This window comes from Rhodococcus sp. 11-3, assembly GCF_023704055.1.
GTDB lineage: Bacteria > Actinomycetota > Actinomycetes > Mycobacteriales > Mycobacteriaceae > Rhodococcus > Rhodococcus aetherivorans.
The window spans coordinates 650,777-674,828 of record NZ_CP080406.1 but is presented as its reverse complement, the minus strand read 5'-3'; the positions used below and the strand labels follow the sequence as shown (position 1 = coordinate 674,828).

Annotated in this window: 29 protein-coding genes; 8 read left to right on the top strand and 21 right to left on the bottom strand. The window is 71.4% G+C overall.

Going from position 1 to position 24,052, the window contains the following annotated elements:
- Window positions 1–12 precede the first annotated feature (12 nt).
- Together KZJ41_RS03075 and KZJ41_RS03070 are read left to right on the top strand one after the other, a co-directional pair.
- A complete protein-coding gene (locus KZJ41_RS03075; protein WP_050034503.1) occupies window positions 13–1,353 on the top strand; it encodes an MFS transporter in 1,341 nt (446 codons plus the stop codon).
- A gap of 266 nt (window positions 1,354–1,619) precedes the next feature.
- The gene (locus tag KZJ41_RS03070) at window positions 1,620–2,465 is read left to right on the top strand and encodes a PhzF family phenazine biosynthesis protein (protein ID WP_006945646.1); all 846 of its coding nucleotides are present in this window, start codon (window positions 1,620–1,622) and stop codon (window positions 2,463–2,465) included.
- A 48-nt stretch (window positions 2,466–2,513) separates the two neighbouring features.
- Here KZJ41_RS03070 and KZJ41_RS03065 read toward each other — a convergent pair whose 3' ends face one another.
- The gene (locus tag KZJ41_RS03065; RefSeq protein WP_072634159.1) at window positions 2,514–2,855 is read right to left on the bottom strand and encodes a DUF3703 domain-containing protein; all 342 of its coding nucleotides are present in this window, start codon (window positions 2,853–2,855) and stop codon (window positions 2,514–2,516) included.
- A 340-nt stretch (window positions 2,856–3,195) separates the two neighbouring features.
- Between KZJ41_RS03065 and KZJ41_RS03060 the strand changes: the two genes are divergently transcribed.
- The gene (locus KZJ41_RS03060) at window positions 3,196–3,630 is read left to right on the top strand and encodes a hypothetical protein (RefSeq protein WP_251550160.1); all 435 of its coding nucleotides are present in this window, start codon (window positions 3,196–3,198) and stop codon (window positions 3,628–3,630) included.
- 117 nt (window positions 3,631–3,747) lie between these two features.
- Here the strand turns inward: KZJ41_RS03060 and KZJ41_RS03055 are convergent, their stop codons facing one another.
- Window positions 3,748–4,140 (bottom strand): hypothetical protein, encoded by a 393-nt coding sequence (locus KZJ41_RS03055; protein ID WP_124258510.1) that lies wholly within the window; start codon window positions 4,138–4,140, stop codon window positions 3,748–3,750.
- Window positions 4,141–4,386: 246 nt separating this feature from the next.
- Between KZJ41_RS03055 and KZJ41_RS03050 the strand changes: the two genes are divergently transcribed.
- Genes KZJ41_RS03050 through KZJ41_RS03035 form a run of 4 tightly spaced genes read left to right on the top strand, consistent with a single transcriptional unit; the run spans window position 4,387 to window position 6,939 of the window.
- Entirely contained in the window at window positions 4,387–5,076 is a 690-nt protein-coding gene (locus KZJ41_RS03050; RefSeq protein ID WP_251550158.1) for an energy-coupling factor ABC transporter permease, read from the top strand.
- Window positions 5,073–5,435: a PDGLE domain-containing protein gene (locus tag KZJ41_RS03045; RefSeq protein WP_006945654.1), complete on the top strand. Its 363-nt coding sequence runs from the start codon at window positions 5,073–5,075 to the stop codon at window positions 5,433–5,435. The genes KZJ41_RS03050 and KZJ41_RS03045 overlap by 4 nt, the downstream gene beginning before the upstream one ends.
- Window positions 5,432–6,190, top strand: a complete 759-nt coding sequence (gene cbiQ / locus KZJ41_RS03040) for a cobalt ECF transporter T component CbiQ (protein WP_251550156.1) — start codon at window positions 5,432–5,434, stop codon at window positions 6,188–6,190. Before KZJ41_RS03045 ends, cbiQ begins: the two co-directional genes overlap by 4 nt.
- Window positions 6,187–6,939, top strand: coding sequence for an energy-coupling factor ABC transporter ATP-binding protein (locus KZJ41_RS03035; protein WP_144414996.1), 753 nt, complete (start codon window positions 6,187–6,189; stop codon window positions 6,937–6,939). Before cbiQ ends, KZJ41_RS03035 begins: the two co-directional genes overlap by 4 nt.
- A 6-nt stretch (window positions 6,940–6,945) precedes the next feature.
- Here the strand turns inward: KZJ41_RS03035 and KZJ41_RS03030 are convergent, their stop codons facing one another.
- From KZJ41_RS03030 to KZJ41_RS02945, 19 genes are all read right to left on the bottom strand, one after another.
- The gene (locus KZJ41_RS03030; RefSeq protein ID WP_051446126.1) at window positions 6,946–7,686 is read right to left on the bottom strand and encodes a DUF6390 family protein; all 741 of its coding nucleotides are present in this window, start codon (window positions 7,684–7,686) and stop codon (window positions 6,946–6,948) included.
- Window positions 7,687–7,732: 46 nt separating this feature from the next.
- The gene (hypD, locus tag KZJ41_RS03025) at window positions 7,733–8,866 is read right to left on the bottom strand and encodes a hydrogenase formation protein HypD (RefSeq protein WP_065923100.1); all 1,134 of its coding nucleotides are present in this window, start codon (window positions 8,864–8,866) and stop codon (window positions 7,733–7,735) included.
- A 27-nt stretch (window positions 8,867–8,893) separates the two neighbouring features.
- Window positions 8,894–9,166, bottom strand: coding sequence for a HypC/HybG/HupF family hydrogenase formation chaperone (locus KZJ41_RS03020; RefSeq protein ID WP_006941963.1), 273 nt, complete (start codon window positions 9,164–9,166; stop codon window positions 8,894–8,896).
- A gap of 16 nt (window positions 9,167–9,182) precedes the next feature.
- Window positions 9,183–10,268, bottom strand: a complete 1,086-nt coding sequence (gene hypE, locus KZJ41_RS03015) for a hydrogenase expression/formation protein HypE (RefSeq protein ID WP_006941964.1) — start codon at window positions 10,266–10,268, stop codon at window positions 9,183–9,185.
- Window positions 10,265–10,945 carry an SIS domain-containing protein gene (locus KZJ41_RS03010; RefSeq protein ID WP_006941965.1) on the bottom strand — a complete coding sequence of 227 codons (681 nt, stop codon included), beginning with the start codon at window positions 10,943–10,945 and terminating at the stop codon, window positions 10,265–10,267. The genes hypE and KZJ41_RS03010 overlap by 4 nt, the downstream gene beginning before the upstream one ends.
- Window positions 10,942–11,697 (bottom strand): HypC/HybG/HupF family hydrogenase formation chaperone, encoded by a 756-nt coding sequence (locus KZJ41_RS03005; RefSeq protein WP_006941967.1) that lies wholly within the window; start codon window positions 11,695–11,697, stop codon window positions 10,942–10,944. The genes KZJ41_RS03010 and KZJ41_RS03005 overlap by 4 nt, the downstream gene beginning before the upstream one ends.
- Window positions 11,694–14,036 carry a carbamoyltransferase HypF gene (hypF, locus tag KZJ41_RS03000; RefSeq protein ID WP_084648674.1) on the bottom strand — a complete coding sequence of 781 codons (2,343 nt, stop codon included), beginning with the start codon at window positions 14,034–14,036 and terminating at the stop codon, window positions 11,694–11,696. Before hypF ends, KZJ41_RS03005 begins: the two co-directional genes overlap by 4 nt.
- Window positions 14,033–14,290, bottom strand: coding sequence for a HypC/HybG/HupF family hydrogenase formation chaperone (locus KZJ41_RS02995; RefSeq protein WP_006941975.1), 258 nt, complete (start codon window positions 14,288–14,290; stop codon window positions 14,033–14,035). The genes hypF and KZJ41_RS02995 overlap by 4 nt, the downstream gene beginning before the upstream one ends.
- A 3-nt stretch (window positions 14,291–14,293) precedes the next feature.
- On the bottom strand, window positions 14,294–14,791 hold the full coding sequence (locus tag KZJ41_RS02990; RefSeq protein WP_251550154.1) for a hydrogenase maturation protease: 498 nt from the start codon (window positions 14,789–14,791) through the stop codon (window positions 14,294–14,296).
- A gap of 1 nt (window position 14,792) precedes the next feature.
- Window positions 14,793–14,912 (bottom strand): hypothetical protein, encoded by a 120-nt coding sequence (locus KZJ41_RS28570; protein WP_006941977.1) that lies wholly within the window; start codon window positions 14,910–14,912, stop codon window positions 14,793–14,795.
- Window positions 14,909–16,282 (bottom strand): hypothetical protein, encoded by a 1,374-nt coding sequence (locus tag KZJ41_RS02985; RefSeq protein WP_251550152.1) that lies wholly within the window; start codon window positions 16,280–16,282, stop codon window positions 14,909–14,911. Before KZJ41_RS02985 ends, KZJ41_RS28570 begins: the two co-directional genes overlap by 4 nt.
- A complete protein-coding gene (locus KZJ41_RS02980) occupies window positions 16,279–16,950 on the bottom strand; it encodes a DUF6084 family protein (RefSeq protein ID WP_029547184.1) in 672 nt (223 codons plus the stop codon). The genes KZJ41_RS02985 and KZJ41_RS02980 overlap by 4 nt, the downstream gene beginning before the upstream one ends.
- A complete protein-coding gene (locus KZJ41_RS02975; RefSeq protein ID WP_065923103.1) occupies window positions 16,947–17,573 on the bottom strand; it encodes a DUF5947 family protein in 627 nt (208 codons plus the stop codon). Before KZJ41_RS02975 ends, KZJ41_RS02980 begins: the two co-directional genes overlap by 4 nt.
- Window positions 17,573–18,445, bottom strand: a complete 873-nt coding sequence (locus tag KZJ41_RS02970; protein ID WP_029547182.1) for a NifU family protein — start codon at window positions 18,443–18,445, stop codon at window positions 17,573–17,575. The genes KZJ41_RS02975 and KZJ41_RS02970 overlap by 1 nt, the downstream gene beginning before the upstream one ends.
- Window positions 18,446–18,448: 3 nt before the next feature.
- Window positions 18,449–20,233 carry a nickel-dependent hydrogenase large subunit gene (locus KZJ41_RS02965; protein WP_029547181.1) on the bottom strand — a complete coding sequence of 595 codons (1,785 nt, stop codon included), beginning with the start codon at window positions 20,231–20,233 and terminating at the stop codon, window positions 18,449–18,451.
- A gap of 24 nt (window positions 20,234–20,257) precedes the next feature.
- Complete coding sequence (locus tag KZJ41_RS02960; protein WP_029547180.1) at window positions 20,258–21,313, bottom strand: hydrogenase expression protein HypE; 1,056 nt, start codon at window positions 21,311–21,313, stop codon at window positions 20,258–20,260.
- A gap of 111 nt (window positions 21,314–21,424) precedes the next feature.
- Entirely contained in the window at window positions 21,425–22,252 is an 828-nt protein-coding gene (hypB, locus tag KZJ41_RS02955; protein WP_251550150.1) for a hydrogenase nickel incorporation protein HypB, read from the bottom strand.
- Window positions 22,253–22,256: 4 nt separating this feature from the next.
- Window positions 22,257–22,586, bottom strand: a complete 330-nt coding sequence (locus tag KZJ41_RS02950) for a hydrogenase maturation nickel metallochaperone HypA (protein ID WP_161995087.1) — start codon at window positions 22,584–22,586, stop codon at window positions 22,257–22,259.
- A gap of 72 nt (window positions 22,587–22,658) precedes the next feature.
- Complete coding sequence (locus tag KZJ41_RS02945; protein WP_006942001.1) at window positions 22,659–23,036, bottom strand: metalloregulator ArsR/SmtB family transcription factor; 378 nt, start codon at window positions 23,034–23,036, stop codon at window positions 22,659–22,661.
- A gap of 178 nt (window positions 23,037–23,214) precedes the next feature.
- Here KZJ41_RS02945 and otsB point away from each other — a divergent pair, with 178 nt between their 5' ends.
- On the top strand, window positions 23,215–24,027 hold the full coding sequence (otsB, locus tag KZJ41_RS02940) for a trehalose-phosphatase (protein WP_050034495.1): 813 nt from the start codon (window positions 23,215–23,217) through the stop codon (window positions 24,025–24,027).
- The last annotated feature ends 25 nt before the right edge of the window (window positions 24,028–24,052 follow it).

The following is a 24,052-nucleotide window of genomic DNA, read 5'->3' as shown; positions in this document are numbered from 1 at the left end:
GCAGGAGCTCCCATGACCGTCACCGCATCCGCGGACATCACTGCGGCCCAGAGAAAGAAGGAAGTTCGACGCGTCGTGCTGTCGAGCTATCTGGGCAGCACCATCGAGTTCTACGACTTTCTGCTCTACGCGACCGCGGCAGCGATCGTCTTCGCACCCGTGTTCTTCTCGGACCTGTCCCCGCTCGCCGGGACCATCGCGTCGATGGGCACGTTCGCCGCGGGCTACCTGGCCCGTCCTTTCGGCGGCGTCGTCTTCGGGCACTTCGGCGACAGGTACGGCCGCAAGTCGATGCTGCTGATCTCCATGACGGTCATGGGCGTCGCGTCGTTCCTCATCGGCCTCGTCCCGCCGGCGTCGGCGATCGGATCCTGGGCCGCAATCATTCTCGTGCTGCTGCGCGTGTGCCAGGGTATCGCCGTGGGCGGTGAGTGGGGCGGCGCGGCGCTCATGTCCCTCGAGCACGTCGGCGGGCGGGGGCGCGGCTTCGCCGCCTCGTTCACCAACGCCGGCGCACCCACCGGTTCCCTGCTCGGCACCCTCGCCCTGGCGCTGGTGGCGCTGCTGCCCGAGGACGACTTCCTGTCGTGGGGCTGGCGCATCCCGTTCCTGCTGTCCGCGGTGATGCTGGCCGTCGGCCTGTTCGTCCGGGCCCGGGTGTCCGAGAGCCCGCTGTTCCGGGAGGCGATGGCCAAGCAGGCCGAGGTGGACGCCACCGCGGTCGACAGGCGGACCCCGCCGATCCTGAGCATCCTGCGCCGTCCCCGGAACCTGCTGCTCGTCGCCCTGGGGTGCATGGCCAGCTTCGGCATCCAGACCATGTTCACCACGTTCGCCATCGGGTACGCGTCCCATTCCGGGGTGACCCGATCGCAGGCGCTCCTGGCGTTCGCCGTCTGCCAGTTCGTCGCGATCTTCACCCTGCTCGGATTCGCCCGCCTCTCCGACCGCGTCGGCCGGCGACCGGTGATGCTCTTCGGTCTCGGCGCGTTCGTCGTGCTGATCGTGCCGATCCTGGCGCTGCTGTCGTCCGGCAACGTCGCCCTGGTGACGCTCGGGTTCGTGCTCGGCTTCGGCGTCTGCCAGTCCGCGACCTACGGTCCGATGGCGGCGTACATCGCCGAGCAGTTCGGCACCGCGGCCCGGTACACCGGCGCCTCGCTCGGCTACCAGGGCGCGACACTGCTCGGCGCGGGCTTCACGCCGGTGATCCTCGCGTCGCTGCAGGCGGCCGCCGGCGGCGGCACCGGCCTGGTCGCGGCGTTCATGATCGGGCTGGCAGTCCTGAGCGCGGTGTTCATCCTCCTGGCGAAGGAGAGCAAGGACCGCGACCTGAGCACGTACGAGCACTGAATCCTCGAACCGTGAAGGGCGCGCAGGGACTTCCCTGCGCGCCCTTCGTCGTTCAGCGCCGCAGTCGTTCAGCGCCGCAGTCGTTCAGCGCCGCATCGGCACGTGATCGATCCCGGCCTCGAGGTGGTTCGGACCGATGCGGTCGAGCGTCGCGGAACGGATGGTCCGCACTGAGCCCATCGCAGGGTCGCCGGCATATTCGGATGCGCCCCGCCGGCGCCGCGACCACAATCGTCGGGACGGAACCGACGAAGGAGACACAGCCGATGGTGCAGCCACGTTCCCGGAACTTCGCGCAGGTCGACGTGTTCGCCGCCGAGCCGTACCGGGGAAACCCGGTCGCGGTCGTCCTCGACGGCGACGGCATCCCCGACGAGGCGATGGCGCAGTTCGCGGCGTGGACGAACCTGTCCGAGACCACGTTCGTTCTTCCCCCGACGACCCCCGAGGCCGACTACCGGCTGCGCATCTTCACCCCCGGCGCGGAGATCCCGTTCGCCGGCCATCCCACGCTCGGCTCGGCGCACGCGTGGCTCGAGGCCGGCGGCGTGCCGAAAACCCCGGGCCTTCTCGTCCAGGAATGCGGAGCCGGACTCGTCGAACTGCGCCACACCGACGAGTCGGCAGCGTTCCGCGCCCCCGAGCTGGTCCGTCGCGGCGACCTCGACGAGGACCACCTGGCCCGCATCGCCCGTGGCCTCGGGATCGCGCGCGAGCGGATCGTGGCCCACAACTGGGTCGACAACGGGCCCGGCTGGGCTGCGGTCCTGCTCGAGTCCGCGCAGGACGTGCTCGACCTCGAACCCGACGACCAGCACATGCGCGACCTGATGCTCGGTGTCGTCGGCCCCTACCCGCCGGGATCGCCGCAGCAGTTCGAGGTCCGCGCCTTCGCCGCGCCCGTCGGCGTCAAGGAGGACCCGGTGACGGGAAGCCTCAACGCCGGCCTGGCCCAGTGGCTGATCGGCGCCGGCATCGCGCCGGCCGACTACCGAGCGAGCCAGGGGACGCGCGTCGGCCGCCGCGGCATCGTGACCGTGCACTCGTCGGGCGACGAGGTGTGGATCGGCGGACACAGCACGACGTGCATCCGCGGGACCGTGCACCTGTAGGAGCCGGTCGTGAGCGGGGTCCGCCCCTCCGAATCCGGGGGTGGGCGACTACGCCGACAGCGCCCGGGCCAGATCGGCCGGAACCGGCATCGGGGTCGTCAGGCCGGCGGCGACCCGTCCGGTGTTGCCTTCGGGATACCGGCCGGTCATCGAACCGGGAGCAGCAACGACGATCCGCACGACCTGCCCGAGGGCCTCGCGGCGGTCACGGCAGCGCAGCGCCAGGGCGAGCATCGCGACGTGATTGCAGGTGTGCAACCACGGATCCGGCTGGGACAGGATGTGCGCCCGTTCGAGGTGGCGCCACCGTTGCTGCGGGTCGCCGGCAGTTTTCGACGCGGCCATCTCCCGTCGGTAGAGGTCCCGGGCGGCGGTACCGATGCGCGGCATGACCGATCCTTTCGGTGAACGTTGTCGAGCGCGAGTTGTCAGCAGCATTCCTCGGTCTCGGCTGCCGAGCAAGAACGGGCCGCCACGGGTCGATCGTTCACACACGTCCGTGGCCGGAATTCCCGCGCCCCCTCTGCGCAACGAGTGATCCGAGGACGGTCAGGACTGTAGTGACCGCAGCGCGGGTGCGGCCCACGTGGTCGTCTTCGTCGTCGCTCTCGCAGCGACGGCCCTCGTCCTCACCCTTCTCGCCGTGACGAAGGACGGCCGGCGTCCCCGTCGCCGCAGGCGCCACTAGGATCGGCGATCAGGTGCCGATCACAGCAGTCGAGGACGGGTGATGGAAACTCTCGCACGCTACGTGGAACTGTTCGTGCCGATGCTCTGGCTCGGGATGGTGCTCGCCATCTCCTTCCTCGAAGCACCCCTGAAGTTCCGGGCGCCGGGAATCACCATCCCCCTCGGACTCGGTATCGGTCGCCTGGTGTTCCGGGCACTCAACACGGTGGAGGGGGTCCTCGCCCTCGTACTGATCGCAGCGTGCCTGGTCTCGTCGCCCGGCACGACCGGGTGGATCCTGCTCCTCGTGACGGTGGCCGTGCTTGCGGTCCAGGTGGCGGTGATCCGCCCGCCGCTGACGCGCCGCTCGAACCGCATCCTCGCGGGGGAGGACGCACCCCGCTCGAAGGTGCACTACGCCTATGTGGCGCTCGAGATCGTCAAGGTCGCACTGCTGATCGCGCTGGCGATCGTGCTGCCGCGCACGTTCGTCTGACGCCGCCCCGGCGCACCGGGCTCCCTGGTCCGCCCGAACAGCGCGCGTCCTCGGCGCGGTGCACCCTCGCCCGGTGGGCGGGGCCGGCCCCTCGTCGTCACCTCGGTTCGTGTCGGCTCACCCGGCGGGCCGCTCCTCGGTCGGCGACGTCGTGGCGCCACCCGGGGTCTCGGAGGGCTCCGCCGACTTGCGGGTCTCGTCGGCCACCGGCCGTCCGGCACCCCCGGTGCTCGCCTCTCCCCTGTCGTCCGGCGCGGGACGGACATCCCCGCGCTCCGTCCGCCCCTCGTAGGGCGGGACGGCCGCGTCCGCATCCCCGACCGTCGTGGTGTGCCCGGGTCGGTGCGATCCCGCGTCGCCGGGGTCGGCGGAGATCATCTCGTCGTCCTCGAACGCGCCGGCGGGGCGGTCCGCGGGCCCTCCTCCGGGGCCGGTGGAGCCCATGTCGCGCGAGCCGGGGGCACCCCGCTCCGACTGCGGTTCCTCTTGCCTTCCGGTTCCGTCGTTCATCGCTTCTCCTCGGGGATTCGAGCATTCCGACGAATGGACCCCCTCGCTCCATCCGAGCACGCGGCGCCGCGTTTGTCGACAGTCGATCTCGCCGGGGAGACGGCAGGACGCCCCACTGCGGACCGCGCCGCACGAAGGTCCCGGCGGAACGGGACGAACCGGCCCGACGGCCGAAAGACTGTTCAGTTGTTCAGGTAGGCAGCTAGAATCGCGTCGACGCATCCTCACGTCTCGGAGGTTCTTCCGATGGACGTCGTAGCCATGCACATGAGCGACGGTCTGCTCGACGCGCGGACCTCGCTGGCGTTCTTCGTCGTCGCCGCGCTCGGCCTCGCGGTGGCGCTCCGCAGGGCCCGCTCCGAGCTCGACGAGCGCATCGCTCCCCTGGCCGGCCTCGTCGCGGCCTTCGTCTTCGCCCTGCAGATGATCAACTTTCCGGTCCTGCCGGGGGTGAGCGGGCACGTACTCGGCGGCGCGCTCGCCGCCGTCCTGGTCGGTCCCGCGACCGCCGCCCTGTGCCTGACGGTCGTGCTGGTCGTGCAGTCACTGCTCTTCGCCGACGGCGGTCTCACCGCCCTCGGCGCCAACGTCACCAACATGGCCCTGCTCGGCGTGCTCGCCGGGTACGGCACGGCCGTGGCGCTGCGTCCGCTGCTGCGCCGGTACCCGTGCGGACCGACCCTCGGCGTGATCTCTTTTGCCGCAGCGCTGGTCGCGACGGTCGCCGCGGCGACCGGGTTCCTGGTCGAGTACGCGGTCGGCGGCACCGCCGGGTCCGCCGGCACCGTCGCTGCGTTCCTTCTCGGCACCCACGTTCTCATCGGCGCCGGTGAGGGACTCGTCACCGCCGTCACCGTCGTCGCGGTGGCACGGGCGCGGCCCGACATCGTCCATCTGCTCCGCCCGCTGCGGCCGCCGACCCGGGCACCGGCATGACGCGCCGGCGTCTCCTGATCCTGTTCGCGGTGGCGGCGTTCCTGTGCGCGGGGATGCTTTCGTACCTTGCCGATTCGAGCCCCGACGGCCTCGAGGCCGCGACCGCGCGGGGGTGTGCCGTGGTCGAAGTCGACGGTAGCGCCACGGTCACCGGGGAGTGCCTGGCGGGTGAGGCCACCGATCATCCGTGGGACGCGGGTCCGCTGGCCGGTTACACGGTCGGCGGCCACACCGGATCCACCGGCGTGGCCGGGGTTCTCGGCGTCGCCGCGACCTCGGCGGTGGCCGCCGCGCTGTTCCGTCTCCTCGTCCGTCGACGGGGCGCATCCGGGAACAGGACTCCGGGAGCGCGGCCGTGACCACCGCGCTGCGGGGCGGGCCTGCACGCGCGACGACTGCTGTGCACCGCCTGCCCACCGAGGTGAAGATCGTCGCCGCAACGGCATTCGTCTTCGTCGTGGTCGCCACTCCGCGCGAGGCGATGTGGGCCTTCGCCCTCCATTTCGCGGTCGTCGCGGCGATCTGCGCGGTCGCCGGGATCCGCTGCGCCTGGCTGGCGCCGCGCATGTCGATCGAGGCTCCGTTCGTCGCGCTCGCCGTCCTGCTCCCGTTCGCCGAGGCCGGCGACCGGGTCGACGTCCTGGGGTTCTCCCTGTCGGTTCCGGGCCTGTACGCGGCGTGGGGCATCCTCGTCAAGGGCACCCTCGGGGTGCTCGTCTCCCTCGTCCTCGCGGCCACCACCCCGGCCCAGGACCTGCCCGCCGGCCTGGCCCGCCTCCGGGTTCCGGCACTGCTCACGACGGTGGCGGTGCTCATGCTGCGCTATCTCGAACTGCTTGCCGCCGAGGCGAACCGAATGCACCGTGCCCGGATCTCCCGCGGCGACGACCCACGCACCCTCCACCGCATCGGAGCGACGGCCCGGGGAATCGGGGGGCTGTTCGTCCGCGCCTACAAGCGCGGTGAGCGGGTGCATCTGGCCATGCTCTCCCGCGGATTCACCGGTGCCGTCCCGGCCTCCGGTCCTCCCGCCACCGCGATGGCCTGGACTGCGGGCCTGCTGCCGGCCGCCGTCGCCGGTGCCGTCTGCGCCGCCGCCTGGGTGACGGCATGACCGCGGAGCCGGCCGTGCTGCTGACGGGGGTACGGCACGTCCACCCCGACGGGCACTGCGCCCTCGACGGCATCGACCTCGCCGTCACCGCCGGTGAGCGGGTCGCGGTCCTCGGCCCGAACGGCGCCGGCAAGACCACCCTGATGCTGCACCTGAACGGCGTACTGGCGCCGTCGTCCGGGACCGTCCGGATCGGCGGGCTGCCGGTCGCGCGGAACACCCTGCGTGAGATCCGGCGACGGGTCGGACTGGTGTTCCAGGATCCCGACGACCAGTTGTTCATGCCGACCGTCGCACAGGACGTGGCGTTCGGGCCCGCCAACTTCGGCGTTTCCGCAGCCGAACTCGACGCCCGGGTCCGCGAGGCCCTCGAGGCGGTCGGCATGACCGAGCACGCCGGCCGCAACACCGCGCATCTGTCCGCGGGTCAGCGTCGACGGGTCGCCCTCGCCACCGTGCTGGCGTGCCGGCCCGACGTTCTGGTCCTGGACGAGCCGTCCACCGACCTCGATCCCGTCGCCCGCCGGGAACTGGCCGAGGTCCTCCTCGGCATCGACGCCACCCTGCTGCTGGTCACCCACGACCTGCCGTACGCCGCGCAGGTGTGCAGCCGGGCCGTGATCGTGAGCGACGGACGACTCGTCGCGGACGGTCCGATCACCGCCCTGCTCGCCGACGCCGACCTGCTCGCCGCGAACCGGCTGGAACTGCCGTGGGGATTCACCCTGCCGGAGACCGACCCGCGCTGAGCGCCGTCACCCCGCGGCGAGCCGGCCGTTGGTGCGGTCGAGCTGCCGCACCGTCGCGGCCTCCAGCCGGCCCACCTCCTCCTCCTCGAGCCGGTCGCACAGGAAATCCCAGTGCAGCGCAACATGTTCGCCGAGCCGCAGTCCCGGCACGAACACACCCGCACCGGTGCGGCGCCGTACCGTCTCGGCGCGTTCCGCGCCGAGACGCAGGCGGGCACCGTCGAACTCGAGCCGGCGGCTGCGCACCGTCGCCGTGTCGGGTCCGACGGCGACGACGGTGCCCCAGCGGATCCGGCAGGAATCGAGAACCTGCACCGGCTGGGGCATCCCGGTGGTCAGCAGTCGCGACCACGGGTACACCCCCAGCACGTGGAACGCGTGCGTCGGGGCCGCCTCGGCAAGCAGTTCGGGTGTCAGGTGGGTCCAGTAGTGCCCCGCCTGCGTGCCCAGCCGCTCGAGCAGCCGGGTCCCGAACTCCACCGGATCGATCCGGTCCGTCAGGGCGTTGCCGGTCCAGTAGGCGCGCACCACCTCTGCGTCGAGGGGGTCGGTCCGGCCGGCCAGGGCCGCGATCAGCTCCTGGTAGGGCCATGCTCCGGTGAACCGCCGGGCGGCGGCCACGACCGCCGCGCCGTCGCCGTGCCCGCACGCGGCGGCCTCGAGGGCCGCCGCCCCTGCCGGGCCGCAGTAGCCCAGTGCGTTCGGCGCATGGGCGTAACGGGCGAAGAGCCGCTGCCCCTCCGTCACCACTGCCCCTCCGTCACCACTGCCCCTCCGTCACCACCGCCACGGATCAGGCCGTTCCGCGTTGCCCCACCAGCGCCGCGGTGTCCCGGTGCAGCCGGCCGAAGTTGTAGTAGGCGGCACACGCCCCCTCCGGTGACACCATGCAGGTGCCGATGGGGGTCTCCGGCGTGCACGCCGTGCCGAAGACCTTGCATTCCCACGGCTTGATGACGCCCTTGAGCACCTCGCCGCACTGACATGCCTTCGGGTCGGCGACGCGCAGGCCGGGCATCGAGAACCGCTGCTCGGCGTCGAAATCCGCGTAGTCGGGGTGGATGCCGAGCGCGCTCTGCGAGATGAATCCGAGGCCGCGCCACTCGAAGTGCGGCCGTAGCGCGAACGTCTGCGCCATCAGCCGTAGTGCCTGCACGTTTCCTTCGGGCCGCACCACCCGGCTGTACTGGTTCTCCACCTCGCACCGGCCGTCCCGGATCTGCCGCAGCAGCATGTGCACCGAGGCGAGGATGTCGAGCGGCTCGAATCCGGCCACCACGATCGGTTTTCCGTACACGGCGGGGACGAAGCGGTAGGGACGCAGTCCCACCACGGTCGACACGTGCCCCGGTCCGAGGAATCCCGAGAGCCGCAGATCCGGCGACTCGAGGATCGCCTTGATCGGCGGCACGATCGTCACGTGGTTGCAGAACACCGTGAAGTTGCTCAGGCCGAGCTGTCTCGCCCGCACGAGCGTCACCGCCGTGGACGGGGCGGTGGTCTCGAATCCGACGGCGAAGAACACCACATGCCGGTCCGGGTGGTCCACCGCGATCTTCAGGGCGTCCAGCGGGGAATACACGAATCGGACGTCGGCGCCGTGGGCCTTGGCCTCGAGCAGGTTCCCGCGCGAGCCGGGCACCCGCATCATGTCTCCGAACGTCGTGAACACCACGTTCGGTTGCTCGGCCAGCCACATGGCGTCGTCGATGCGGCCCATGGGGATCACGCACACCGGACAGCCGGGGCCGTGCACCAGCTCCACCGACGCGGGCAGCAGATGTTCGATGCCGTGCCGGTAGATGGTGTGGGTGTGGCCGCCGCACACCTCCATGAACTTGAACTCCTCCCCGGCGGCGAGGTCGGTGATCGAGGCCACCAGGGCGCGCGCCGCGGCGGGGTCGCGGAACTCGTCGACGAATTTCATGATCCTGCTCCGCCTTTCATCCGGTGCTCACGCGATCTCGGACGCGTTGAAGGCTTCGATCTCGTTGACGTAGTCGGCGCCCATCTTCCGCACCTGATCGAGGGTCAGCTTCGCCTCGTCCTCGTCGATCCGGGCCATCGCAAAGCCGACGTGCACCAGCACCCAGTCCCCGACCTGCAGGCCGGTGCCGGCGAGCAGCCGGACGCTGATGGCGCGTTGCACGCCGTTGACGTCCACCTTCGCCAGATGCTGGGCGGGGTCGACCATGTCGACCACCCGGCCGGGAATTCCCAGGCACATTGCGTCTCTCCTCACCTCAGCAGATCCGGGGCAGCGGATCGCCCACGAGCATGTCCACGATCCGGCTGCCCCCGAACGCGGTACGCAACGCGACGATGCCCTCCGGTTCGGCCAGGATCTCCCCGATCTCCGCGGCGTCGCCGCCGCCGGGGCACGCCCGCAGTGCGGCGAGGGCGGCGTCCGCCTCGTCCGGGGCGACGACCGCGACGAACTTGCCCTCGTTGGCGACGTACAGCGGGTCGATGCCGAGCATGTCGCACGCCCCGGTCACCGTCGGCCGGATCGGCAGCGCGGCCTCGTCGAGCACCACCGCCAGGCCGGTGGCCTGCGCCAGCTCGTTGCAGACGGTACCGACGCCACCGCGGGTGGGGTCACGCATCCACCGGGTCGACGGCGCGGCTGCGAGCAGGGCCGCCACCAGCTCGTGCACCGGCGCCGTGTCGGAGGCGATGTCCGCTTCGATCGCCAGGTCGCCGCGGGCCAGCAGCACCGCCATGCCGTGGTCGCCGAGCGTCCCCGAGATCAGCACGCGGTCGCCGGGGCGCACCAGGTCGGCCCCGAGGCGGCGCCCGGCGGGAACCAGGCCGACCCCGGCGGTGCTGATGTAGAGACCGTCGGCGGCGCCCCGGCCCACCACCTTGGTGTCGCCGGTGACGATCTCGACCCCGGACCGGGTGGCGGCCGCAGCCATGTCGGCGACGATCTCGCGCAGCCGCGCGATCTCGAAGCCCTCCTCGATGACGAACGCCGCGGACAGCCACCGCGGCCGCGCGCCCGACACGGCGAGGTCGTTGACCGTGCCGTGCACGGCGAGGTGCCCGATCGAGCCGCCCGGAAACGACAGCGGCTTGACGACGAACGAGTCCGTCGAGAACGACAGTCTCTCCCCGGAGTCGAGGCGCACGGTGGCGGCGTCGCCGAGCTGCTCGAGTTCGGTGTTGCGGAAGGCCTCGACGAACACCGAATCCACCAGTGCCGCGGACGCCTTGCCCCCGGCGCCGTGCGAGAGGGAGATCACGGTGTCGCGCAGGCGCGGCCGGCGCCGCCGGAACGCCTCGATCCGTTCGAGGACCCGGTCCTCGCGTTCGGCCGATGTGCTCACCGTCCGCCTCCCGTCGCCGATTCCGCGCGCGCCAGATGTTCCTGCGCGGCCGACCACAGCCGGTACCCGATCAGGGCGTGGCTCTCCTGGATCCGGTGGATGCTCTGCGAGCGGATGGTGAAGCAGAAGTCGAGATCGTCGGTGGCGGCCATCCGGCCGCCGTCGTGCCCCGCGAATCCGATGGTGAGCAGTCCCCGCCGCCGCGCCTCCGCCAGCGCCGTCATCAGGTCGTCGGAGTTGCCGGACGTGGACAGGGCGATCGCGACGTCGTCGCCGTGCGCGTGCGCGATGATCTGCCGCGAGAAGATCAGCTCGAATCCGACGTCGTTGCCGAGCGCCGTCACCACCGCCTGGTCCGCGGCGAGCGACCAGGCCGGCACCGGCCGTCCCCGGGCCGGCCGGCTGAACAGCGTCGCCAGGGTCGCCGCGTCGGTGGAGCTGCCGCCGTTGCCGAAGGTGTAGAGCCGGCCGCCGCGAGCGAAACGCTCGGCCATGCGCTGCCCCGCCGCGACGAGGTCCTCGCCCCATTCGTCCAGCGAAGCCCGTTGCAGACGCGCGCTGTCGGCCGCCTTGCCGCGGGCGGATTCCGCAAGGTCGCGCAACAGGGCGGTGGCGTCGTGCTCCTGCGCGTCGATGAACGGGTACAGGAAGTCGGTGCCGTCCGGTTCGGTGCTCACAGCCGTTCCCCCTCATCGAGTGCCCCAGCATCGAGTTCCGGCGCGTCGAGTCTGGTGAGGGCGACGCCGCCGTGCACCAGCACCAGGTCGCCGGGCGTGACGTCGCCGAGGAGGGAGACGTCGACCCGCTCCCGGCCGGCCGCGGTCCGCACCGGCGCGGCGCCGGTGTCGTCGGCCGGCCACATCACCTCGCCGAGCCGGCCCTCGTCGCTGCAGGTCACGCACACCTCGTCGGTGCAGCCCGGGTCGGCGAGCAGGCCTGGATGCTCGAAGCACACGTGCGTCAGTTCCCACAGCAGGTGGTACAGCAGGACGAACCGCCCGGTGGCGGGCACCATCGGATCGTCCGAGTCCACCCACAGCACGTGGGTGGCCGCACCGGGCGCGGGCCGCGGACCGGAGCCGATCCAGATGGTGTCGGTGCCCCACGCGGGTGCGCGCCGGGCGATCTCGCGCACGGCCGGCTGATCGGCGGAGGCGACCGCCAGGATGACGTCGCCGGGGCGGGCGGCGACCCGGCACTGGGCGACCGGGTCCGGCTCCACGAGCGACACCGACGGCAACGCCCGTTTACCCATGATCACGGGGTGCACGAACTCGACCGCCACGTGATGGGCGTGCGGCTCCCACTGCGGGGACACCACCCACAGGGTCGCCCCGGCATGGAACCGGCGGGCCAGGCTCAGCGCCGTCGCGGCGAGGTCGGCGGCGAGTTCCGCGCCGATCGGCTCGGTGTCGTGTGTCGATGTCATCGCGCTCGTCCCGTCCCGGCAGGGTCCACGGCCCGGCCGCGTGCGAACGCGGCACCGAGCGCGGCCTGCCCCAGCGACAGGCCACCGTCGTTCGGCGGCACCCGCCTGTGTGTCAGCACCTCGAACCCTCTGTCCTGCAGCATAGTTCGGACCATGCCCAGCAGGAGCCGATTCTGGAACACGCCGCCCGTCAGGCCGATGGTGCGTACCTCCGCCGCATCGGCGATCCGGGCCGCCAACCGCACTGTTGCCGATGCCAGCGCACGGTGGAAGCCTGCCGCGAGGTCCGCGGCGGGGACCCCGAGCCGGACGCCGGCGACGAGGCAGGCCAGCGTGCCGGCCCAGTCCAGCTCGTCCCCCCGCAGCGACGAATGCACCGGCGCGGCATCCGTGGCGGTGCGCGCCAGCACCTCGAGTTCGATCGCGGCCTGCGCCTCGTAGCTGATCCGGTGCCGCACCCCCAGCACGGAGGCCACCGCGTCGAACAGCCGGCCGGCGCTGGTGGTGCGCACGCAGCCGACGCCCGACGCCAGCTGCGAGTCCACCAGGGCGCGTTCGGCGGCACCGAGCGCGCTCACGCACGGCAGGTCCTCGATCTCCTCGATGCCGGCCTCCCGCAGCACGGCCAGCGCGACCCGGGCCGGGGTGCGCACGGCGACGTCGCCGCCGGGCAGCGGGAACGACCGCAGGTGCCCGGCGCGCCGGGCGTCGCAGGGATCCGTTCCCACCAGCAGCAGCTCCCCGCCCCAGACGGTGCGGTCGCAGCCGTATCCGGTGCCGTCGAACGCGATCCCCAGCACGGGGGTACCGAGCCGGCCATGCTCGGCGAGCAGGGACGCGACGTGCGCGTGGTGGTGTTGCACTGCGCGCAGCTCGACGTCGTGGTCCTCGCAGTAGCGTTCGGCCCACTCCCGGGTCGCGTAGCCGGGATGCGCGTCGGCCACCACCACCTCGGGGGTGACGCGGTGCAGGGCGGTCAGCTGCGCGACCGACGCCTCGAAGGCGCGCCGGCTCTCCACCGTGCCCATGTCCCCGAGATGCGCCGAACAGAAGGCGTAGTCCTGCCGGGTCAGGCAGAAGGTGTTCTTCACCTCGGCGCCGACCGCGAGGACCACCGGCGCCGCGCCGCCGAGCAGCACCGGCATCGGCGCAAATCCCCGTGAGCGCCGCAGCGGCAGTTCCACGCCGTCGGCGACCGCGACCACCGAGTCCTCGCACGGCACCGCGATGTCCCGGTCGTGCATCAGGAACAGATCGGCGATGCCGCCGAGCCGGGCCAGGGCATCGTCGTTGCGGAAGCAGAGAGGCTCACCGGACAGGTTTCCCGACGTCGCCACCAGCAGCCGCGGCACATCGTTCCCGTGCCCGGGCACCGGCGCGAACAACAGGTGGTGCAGCGGCGTGTACGGCAGCATCACCCCGAGCTCGTCGAGTCCGGGTGCGACCGCGTCGGCGACGGCCGCGCCGGGACGGGCCCGCAGCAACACGATCGGCCGGGCCGGCGCGGTGAGCACGGCCTGCCCGGCCGCGGACAGCAGGCACACCGCGGCGACGGCCGCGACGTCCGGCGCCATCACGGCGAACGGCTTGTCCGGCCGGTGTTTCCGCTCCCGCAGCCGGTTCACCGCGGTGGGGTTCGTGGCATCGCACACGAGATGGAAGCCGCCGAGTCCCTTGACCGCCACGATGTCCCCGGCGGCGAGCGCCGCCTGCACCGTGGCCAGCACCTCCGCGTCTCCGTCGATCCGGCGGCCGTCGCGTACGGCGAAGATCCGCGGCCCGCAGTCCGGGCAGCAGATCGGCTGGGCGTGGTAGCGGCGGTCCGTGGGATCGGTGTACTCGCGGGCGCAACTCGGGCACAGGGGGAACCGGGCCATGGTCGTCGCCGGCCGGTCGTACGGCAGGTCCGTGATCACCGTGTAGCGGGGCCCGCAGTGGGTGCAGTTGACGAAGGGATGCCGGTAGCGCCGGTCGGCGGGATCGTTCAGCTCGCGCAGGCAGTCGGCGCACGTCGCCACGTCCGGCGGGACCAGGGTGCGCGCCCCGTCCGCGTGGTGACTCTCGACGATGCGGAAGTCGTCCTCGCCGCGCGGCATTCGCGGGGCGGCGGCCACGTCGACGAGCACGGCCAGCGGCGGTGCGTCGTCGCGCAGGCGGCGGGTGAACTCGTCCAGATCCGCGGCGGCACCCTCGATCTCGAGGAACACCCCGGAGTCGTCGTTGCCGCAGTACCCGCCCAGGCGCAACTCGCGGGCCAGCCCGGCGACGAACGGCCGGAAGCCGACGCCCTGCACCACGCCACGCACCACCAGGCGCCGTCGCTCGGCCACGGGGTTCACGGTGCCGCTCCCGGTTCGTCCCGGGGCCGTCCCATCAGTTCGAGCCCTTCCATCGCGCGCCGCGCGCCGGCCTCGTCGACCCGATCCATCGCGAAGCCCATGTGGATGACGATCCAGTCGCCGGGCGCGAGGTCCGGGTCGTCGAGCATGCCGACGTTCACCTTGCGCTCCTCGCCGGCCACGTCGACGAGGGCGAGCTGCCCGGCGTAGCCGTCGAGCCGCCGGATCACCCGTCCCGGGATGCCGAGGCACACCGCTCAGCCCTCGTCCCCGGCGGCCGCGGCTCCCGCCGGCGGCGCCTGCGCATGCAGGCGGCGCACGGTGCGCCGGACGGCATCGACGGCCGGGCCGACGGCCGCGGCGACCGCCGGGGACAGCCCGAGGCCCTCCTCGACCGCCGCCACCTGGCAGCCCACCACCACGGTGGGGGGCGCCTGCCCGCCGAGCGCCTCGAGGCTCGCGAACACCGCGGCCGGGTCCATGGCGTGCGCGTCGATTCCCGCCGGTCCCCGCGTGGCGGTGTCGGCTTCGAAGACCCGCACGGCGCCCGGCTCGCCGGCGCCGGGGACGGCGTCGACGAGCACGAGCGCGTCCCACCCGTCGAGCAGGTCGTAGGCCAGGTGCATGCCGCGGATCCCGTAGTCCACCACCCGGGTTCCGGGTATGTCGGCCGGGATCCGCCGCACCACCTCGGGGCCGAAGCCGTCGTCGCCGAGGAAGATGTTGCCGATGCCCGCCACCAGGATCCGCACCACGTCACATCCTGCGCATCCGCAGGTACCGCTGGATGTCCGGCAGCGACTGCACCGTCACGACCACCCCGCCGATCACCGCGGCGGCCAGTGCCGCGGTGGCCAGCATTCCGATGAATCTCATGGCTCCTCTTTCCTCCCGAGCGGCTCGAGTTCGTCGGGCGCGAAGTACAGGTAGCGCCCGTACCAGTCGTGCAGGTCCGCGGCCGGATCGTCGACGAGGACGACCCCGACGTGGGTCTCGCCGTCGACGTCGGCGTGCACGGTGGCCACGCGCGCCACCCGGTCCCGGAAGAACAGGTCCTGCGCGTCGGCCCGGCGCGACGGGTGCAGCCGCACCAGGCTGCCCTGCGCGACCCGGATCCCGCCGATCAGCACCCCGTCCGTCTCGGGCCGGACGCTGGTGTCCGCCTCGGGGGTCCACCAGTCGACGCCGTCGGGCAGTTCTGGAATCAGCCCGCCCTCGCGGTGCGGGTCCCGCAGGATGCCGTGCAGGGCCTGCATCTCGGCGGGGGTCATCGTCTCGCAGCGTTCGACGATCTGCGCGGCCCGGGGGTCGGTGGCCCGCGCCTCGGCCTTCTCCTCGTCGGTCAGGGTCAGGACCCGCAGGGTGAGGATCTCGTCGATCTCGGTGGCGTCGAACAGGTCCCCGCCGCTCTGCTCGGCGACCTGCGGATGGTCGTACAGGATGATCGGGGACACCAGCAGCGTGGCGGACTCGCCGGGTGTGGCGGGGTCGGCGTCGCCGGCGAGGACCGGGAAACACCGGGTGTGTGCGCACTCGTCCGCGAGGCCGGCGACGTCGGCGGGCGGCTCGAGCAGCGAGACGAACCGCCCGCCGCGGGCGGCGAGGATCAGATGCGCCCCGATCAGCGATCGTCGCAGCGCGTCGGCGGCGTCCACGGGTGCGTCGCCGGTGTTCTCGACGGCGAGATCCAGGCGCATCGCCGCACCGGTTCCGGCGGACGGGCCCCGCTCCACGCGGACGACGGCGTGCACCGGCCACCGCGTGCGTACCACCCGGCCGGTGACGGCACCGTCCGCGGCGGTGAGCAGTTCGATGTCCGCACCGCCGGGAACGGCGACCGGAACCATACGCGGGACGGCGAGTTCGGTGACCGGCAGCGGCCCGAGGGGAATCTCGCATTCCACGGCCTCGTCCCACCCGATCCACGAGCGGCCCGCGACGGTCAGTTCGGCCACGGTGACGTAGTCGTCGCCGTCGCGGCGCTGCACCGTGCGGGTCTGCAGTTGCAGGAACCGCACGACCACGTCGATCGTGGCGTCGGCGCGCAGTGGGCGCAGCACGCACTGCGTGGCCAGCGCCGGCTCCTCGCCGATCCCCGCGGCGGCGCCGGGCGGGCCGAGCACACCGAACTGCCAGCGGGAGTGGTTCTTACGGGAACTCGCCCGGTACGGGTACAACAGATACCCCTCGTACAGCACAGCGTCGGCCACCGCTCGCACCCGATCAGCCTGTCCCTGCACGGTCACGACGCCGCCTCCCCCGCGCCGGTCGCCGCGGCCGGCCTCGCCTCGGCCGCGGCGAGCAGTTCGGTGACCGCCGCGTCGAGATCGGTGTGCCCGTGCGCCACCTTGTACCGGGTCAGCGCGGCCAGCGTGTCGTGCCCCATGCGGGCGAACCCGGTGCCGGGGAAGTGGCTGCGGATCATCTCGTGCCACACCGAGACCGGCAGGTCGTAGCGGGCCTCGCGATCCCACGGCACCGGCTCGACAGCCACCCCGCCGCCGCCGCGGCCGAACACCGTCCCGCTGAACAGCAGCAGCAGCGGCACCGCGCCGTCGCCGAGGGCGTGCAGATACCGGGCGGCCGCGACCTCGAAGTCGTACGTGCACGGCAGCGGCAGTGCCGTCTCGCACTCGCCGGCGAAGCCCGGCACCATCGTGGACGTCTGCAACCACGCGAACGAGGAGAGGGTGCTGCCCCACCGGTCGCGGGTGCCGAACAGGTCTCCCAGGGCGGCCTCGGCGTCCGGACCGTAGCGTCGGCGGGCCGGTTCCAGGCGCACCTGGCAGCGCAGCGCCACGCTGTGCACCGGCGCACCCGTGGTTTCCCGGATCCGGAGGCGCGCCGAGAGGCTCGGGGTGGCGGCATACGGTTCGGGAGCGATGTCGACGACCGTGAAGTCCAGAGCGGTCACGCCTGCCCCCTCGCCGGGACGGGACGGCTCCGCCGGGCGACCTCCGCGAAGAAGGCGTCGAGCTCGGCACGGGCATCGGTGCCGCCGTCGAAGCCGCGCCAGACCCGTCGCAGCCGCCCGACCAGCGCGTAGCAGGCGTCGATGGGCACCAGATGACAGTCGGCGGCGCCCCGTCGCGGAACCCGCACGAGCAGCGCCTCGACGTCCGGCAGCGGGGGCAGGAGCGACGGGTTGCCGCCGCACAGCGCCTCCCAGGCGTCGAGCGGCAGCTCCGATTCGGTCGCGCCGGCCGGGCCGGGATAGAACGCGACGGTCCGGCCCAGGGTCGAATTCCGGAAGAAGAACGCCAGGTTCACCGGGATCTCGAGGCTCGCCCAGGCGCCGGGGGTGAGCGCGAACTCCGGGAAGGACAGGTACCGCTCCGGCACCGCCCGGTAGCGCAGTTCCGCCCCGGGATCGGTGAACAGCAGACAGCAGGCCCGGCACACGCACATCAGCTGGCGTGCCTGCACGTCGACGACGTGCCCGTGCCCGTCGCCGATGCCCACGGCGCACATCTCGCAGCGCTCCCCCGCCGGCCGAGGTGCGGCGATGCGCTGCAGGACCTCGAAGGGGGACGGCATCACGCCACCCCGGCGGGCACGGCCACCGACAGCACGCCGTCCCGCACCAGCACCGGCACCGGTTCGAGGTGTTCGTCGCCCGCGTCGAGCCGGACCCCGGCACCGCGCACGTCGAAGTGCGCCGCACAGGTCGGGCACCGCAGCACCGCCGCGTCCGCCCCGGCCCCGGCCCGCCGGTGCAGCGCCGCGCCGGCGAACGCGTGGGTGCAGACCGGGCACCGGTCCCGGTAGGCGAGGAGCTCACCGGCGACGCGGCACACCAGAACCGGCAGGCCGGCGACGACGAAGCCGCCGACCTCACCTTCCGGGATCTCGTCGAGTTCCGGCGCCGCACACCATGTTCCACGAACATCGGAATGCACCCGGGTGAACAGCGCCGCCGCGGGAATGAGTCCTTGCCCCGTGGACCCGGCGGTCTCGACCTCGAGTTCGGTGATCTCCGGCGCCGCCGCCCGCACCGCGTCCTGCACGGCCAGCTCCAGGGTCACCGCCGACGACGGGCATCCGTGGCAGCTGCCGAGCAGACGCAACCGGACCACGTCGTCGCGGATCGCGACCAGCTCGACGTCCCCGCCGTGCGACCCGAGGTACGGGCGCACCCCGTCCAGCGCCGTGCGCACCCGGGTCTCCACGTCGTGCGGGTGCAGCCCGTGGATCAGCAGCAGGCTGGCGACCAGGTCGTCGCGGGCCAGGTCGTCCATCGCGCCGGGATACCGGGCCAGCGCGTCGCAGATTCCGGCGAGTCCCGCCCCGTAGAGTCCCATCACCTCCCGGACCAGGTCCTCGGCCCGTTCGCGCGCCGCCGGCCCGGCCGCGGAGCTCGCGTCCAGCAGTGCCTCGATACGTTCACCCGACTCCCGCCATCGCTCCATCCGTCACTCCCCGGTGACCGACTGGGTCGGCGAGTGCAGTTTCTCGAGGGTCTTCCCGTCTCCGAGGTACATGTGCACCCCGCAGGGCAGGCACGGGTCGAAACTGCGCACGGTGCGCATGATGTCGATGCCCTTGAAGTGCTCGCGGTCGTTCTCCTCGAAGATCGGCTGCCCCTGCACCGCATCCTCGTACGGGCCGGGTGTGCCGTAGCTGTCGCGCGGGCTGGCGTTCCACGGTGTCGGCGGATACGGATGGTAGTTGGCGATCTTCCCGTCGCGGATCACCAGATGATGCGAGAGAACGCCGCGCACCGCCTCGGTGAACCCGCAGCCGATGCCCTCGTCGGGGACCTCGAACGGTTCCCAGGTCTTGGTGCGCCCGGCCCGGATCTCCACCAGCGCCTTCTCGGCGAAGTGCAGGGCGCACGCCGCGGCGTAGGCCTGGAAGTAGGTGCGGGCCCGGTTGCGTTCGAGGGTGTTGCTGCCGTGCTGCGGGATCTTCCACTCCAACGTCACCGGCCCCTTCAGCGCGGTCTTGGGGAGGTTGATCTGCACGCTCGACCCGGTGGACTTGACGTAGCCGATGTCGACGAGCCCGGCCAGCGCCGTCGACCACAGCCGGGCCAGCGGCCCGCCTCCGGTGTCGAGGGCCAGGTAGTCGGTGCCGTCGAACCAGCGGGGCGACATCACCCAGCTGTACTTGTCCTCGAGATCGCGTTTCTGTGGTCTCGGATTGGTGTGCTGGTTCCAGGGATGGCGACGGTCCACAGGATTGCCCAGCGGATCGGTCTTCACGAACATCTCCTGATCCGTCCAGTCCTCGTAGTACGAGGAGCCGAGCAGGATGCGCAGGCCCAGGTTGATGTCCACCAGCGAGGTCGTCACCAGCTTGCCGTCGACGACCACCCCCGGGGTGACGAACATCTTCCGGCCCCAGTCCTCCATGTCCCGGTAGGCGAAGTTGCACGTCTCCGGGTCCTGGAACGAACCCCAGCACCCGAGCAGGGTGCGCCGCAGCCCCACCTTCTCGTACCCCGGCAGCGCCTCGTAGAAGAAGTCGAACAGGTCGTCGTGCATGGGCACGACCTTCTTCATGAACTCGACGTAGCGCATGAGCCGGGTCAGGTAGTCGGTCATCAGCTGGATCGTGGCGACCGTGCCGACACCGCCCGGGTACAGGGTGGACGGGTGCACGTGGCGACCCTCCATGAGACAGAACATCTCCCGGGTCGAGCGGCTCACGTGCAGTGCCTCGCGGTAGAACTCGCCGGTGAACGGGTTGAGCGAGCGCATGATGTCCGCGATCGTGCGGTAGCCGTGCTGGTCCGCCCGGGGGGCGCGGGTGTTCTCGGCCTTCGCCAGCACCCCCGGATTGGTCTCGGAGACCATCTTCTCGCAGTAGTCGACCCCCACCAGGTTCTCCTGGAAGATGTTGTGGTCGAACATGTATTCCGCGGCCTCACCGAGGTTGACGATCCACTCACCGAGGTGCGGCGGCCTGGCGCCGTACGCCATGTTCTGCGCATAACAGGAACAGGTGGCGTGGTTGTCCCCGCAGATGCCGCAGATGCGGCTGGTGATGAAATGCGCGTCGCGCGGGTCCTTGCCCTTCATGAACAGCGAGTAGCCACGGAAGATCGACGAGGTGCTGTGACATTCGGCCACTTCGCGGTTCGCGAAGTCGATCTTCGTGTAGATACCCAGACTGCCCACGATTCTGGTGATCGGATCCCACGCCATCTCCACCAGGTTGCTGCCGGCGGCGGGATCGGGGACGGTGGCTGTCATCGGGCTGCCTCTCTCGGGGCGGGACTACCAGGTACGGGTCGCGCCGGTGGTGAGTTCCGTACCGGGCGTACGCCAGGACGGCTCCTTGTCCAATGTGCTCTTCGTCAGGCTCCGCAGCTGCCGCACGGCCGAGCCGTACACGCCGACCGCCCGCGTCGAGAGCTTCCCCCCGGGCGGCTCGTCCATGAACGGCATGAACTTGTCCGGGAAGCCGGGCATCGTGCAGCCGATGCAGATACCCCCGACGTTGGGGCATCCGCCGATTCCGTTCATCCAACCCCGTTTGGGGACATTGCATTTGACAACCGGCCCCCAGCAGCCGATCTTCACGATGCACTTCGGGGAGCCGTACTCCGTGGCGAAGTCGCCCTGCTCGTAGTACCCGGCGCGATCGCAGCCCTCGTGGACGGTGATGCCGAACAGCCACTGCGGCCGCAGCGCCTCGTCCAGCGGGATCATCGGCGCCTGATTCGTCGCCTGGTACAGCAGGTAGGTCAGCGTCTCGGACAGGTTGTCCGGCTGGATGGGGCATCCCGGCACGCACACGATCGGGATACCCGCCTTCGACTTCCATTCCCAGCCCAGGTAGTCGGGCACGCCCATCGCGCCGGTCGGGTTACCGGCCATGGCGTGAATGCCGCCGTACGTGGCGCAGGTGCCCGCCGCGACGATCGCCGTGGCCTTCGGCGCCAGCCGGTCGAGCCACTCGCTGGTGGTGATCGGTTGCCCGGTCTCTTCGTTGTTGCCGAAGCCGGACCAGTACCCCTCGTCGTGCAGCTTCTCGTTGGGGATCGAACCCTCGACCACCAGCACGAACGGCTCGAGCTCGCCGCGGTCCGCCTTGCGGAACCATTCGAGGAAGTCGTCCGCACCACCCTGGGGGCCGCATTCGAAATCGATCAGCGGCCAATGCACCGCGACCTTCGGCAGCCCCGGCAGCGCGCCGAGTGCAATCTCTTCCACACTGGGTTGCGTGGCGGCGGTGAGAGCCACGGAATCGCCGTCGCAACTGAGCCCGGCGTTGATCCACAACACGTGGATCAAGGCCTCTTCGGCCGCCTGGGCCTCGGGTGTGGGCATGCCGACCACCTTCCGGAGCGCCCCACGCTCCTGCGCCGCAGGAGTCGACCCTCGGCCCACTTGCGCGGCGCTTTCTCTATTAACGCCCCGTTCCGGAGGGATGTCAACGAATCATGATCGTCCCGACCGGCGGTCGGCGATCCAGCGGTACCACGCCTGCATGCCCTCCCCCGTGGTGGCCGACACCGCGAGCACCTCAACGCCGGGGTTGACCGATCCGGCGTAGCGGACACAGGTTTCGAGTTCGAAGTCGACGTACGGCAGCAGGTCGACCTTGTTGACGACGACAAGATCGGCGACCGCGAAGATGTGCGGATACTTGAGCGGTTTGTCCGTTCCCTCCGGCGTCGAGATGAGCACCACCTTGGCCTGCTCCCCCAGATCGAAGAGGGCCGGGCACACCAGATTCCCCACGTTCTCCACGAACAACAGCGTTCCCGGAGCCGGATCCAGGGCGGTGAGCGCGTCGTGCATCATCTGCGCGTCGAGATGGCATCCGGCACCGGTATTGACCTGCACCGCGGCGCATCCCGTCGAGCGGATACGCTCGGCATCGAGCAGGGTCTCCTGGTCGCCCTCGATCACCGCGATCGGCGCAGAGCCGGACAGCTCACGGATCGTTCGTTCGAGCAGGGTGGTCTTGCCGGCCCCCGGCGAACTCATCACGTTGATCGCCGTCACGCCGCGACCCGCGAGCCACCCCCGCGTACGCTCGGCGAGCAGGTCGTTCTTCGCGAGCACCTGCTGTTCGAGAGTGACGGTCTCGGTCTGCACCGGCGCACTGTCGTGCCCGTGTCCGTGTCCGTGCTCGTGGCCGTGGCCGTGGCCGTGGGGAAGGTCGTGACTGGGGCCGTGCTCATGGCCGTGGGGAAGGTCGTGCGCGTGCGGCACCGTGATCCGCGGCCCCGCCTCGTCGTCACAGCCACAGGTGGCACACATCGCTTCAGCTCACCTCCATCGACACGATGCGAAGCTCGCGGCCCGACCGCACTTCGACATCGGCACTTCCACAGGAGCACAACAGAATCGGATCGAACAATGCGAACTCGGACCCGCAGCCCCGACAGTGCCCGACACCGGCGGGCGTCTCGATGTCCAACCGTGCACCTTCCGCGACGGTGCCCACCGTGACCAGTTCGAAGCAGAACAGCATCGAGTCGGGGATCACGGCACACAGCGCTCCCACCGCGACGCGCACACTGTGCACGCGACGGTCGCCGGCGTGCTCGCACACCGCATCCACCACGCTCTGCGCGATCGACAATTCATGCATCGCGGCCCCACTCCGCCCACCTCACGGGCTCGTCTTCACGATAGGCCGCGGGCCCGCCCCGGGGACGCGGAATCAGATGCTTCCGTTCTCCGGGGCGGCGTGGTCACGGTCCGGGTGCGTGTGCCCGGCGTGCTGGTGGGTCGCGCCGATCGAATGCAGCAACTCGTGGACCGTCTCGTCCACGAGGCGGTACCGCACCATACGACCCTCACGCTCCGCAGCCACCCAGCCCTGGTTGCGCAGCAGGCGCAGCGCGTGGGACACCGCGGTGCCGGTCATCTCCAAGGCTGCGGCAAGGTCCGTGACACAGATGCCCGGTGCGTGGTGCAGGCACAGCAACAAGCGCAGCCGGTTCACGTCGGACAACAGTTCGAAGCGGTGGGCCCACCGGTCGATGTCCGGCGTGTGCAGTGCCGCAACGGCGCGCTGCACGTCGGCGGGGTCGAACATTGCGCCGGACGTCATGGCTGAAGTCTACGAACCCGCGGGCCGTCGTAGTGCCCACACCCGTACCGCGGGTACGGACGGGATACCCCCCTCGTCCCACGACACGGTCCTACAGTGGAAGGGTAGACCGTGGCCGTGCCGCAGGCGCGGCGTCCGCCGCGCCACAGGGGGTGCCCCGATGATGGAGGAAACTTCGGTCCGCGATCTGCCTCGCGCGCTGGGGAACGAAAGCCTGACCCGTCGGCTGGCGGAGTGCCGGCCGGCGGTGTTCCTGGACTACGACGGAGTACTCACCCCGATCGTGCCGCGACCGGAGGACGCGGTGATCTCGGACGGCATGCGCACCGTGGTCCGGGAACTCGCGTCACGCTGCCCGGTATGCGTCGTCACCGGCCGGGACCGGGCGGTGGTGCAGCAGCTGATGGGTATCGACGACCTGGTGGTGGCCGGCAGCCACGGCTTCGACATCTGGACCCCGCAACGCGGCTCCGTCTCCGACGACCGCGTCGCCCGGTTCGCGGACCTCGTCGCGGCGGTGACCGACCGGCTCCGCACCGAGATCGGGGCGATCCCCGGGGCGCTGGTGGAGCCCAAACGGGCGTCGGTCGCCGTGCACTACCGGCTCGCCGAACCCGCCGACCGGAACCGGATCGCGACGGTCGTGCAGGGGCTGCTCGCCGAGTACCGCGGCGAGCTGAAGGTCACCCCGGGGAAGATGGTGTACGAGCTCGCGCCCGCCGTCGACTGGGACAAGGGCCGAGCCGTGCTGTACCTGATCGAGGTGCTCGACCTCGACTCCGCCGACACCGTACCGGTGTACCTGGGCGACGACATCACCGACGAGGACGCCTTCCGGGCGCTGCGCGGACGTGGGATCGGCATCCTCGTCGGCCGGGCGGACGATCCGGAGATGGCAGGCCGGACCACGGCCGCCGAGTTCGTGCTCTCCTCCGTCGACGAGGTGGAGCGCTTTCTGACCGCACTGGCGCGGTGATCGCGGACCACGCCACGGGAGTCCG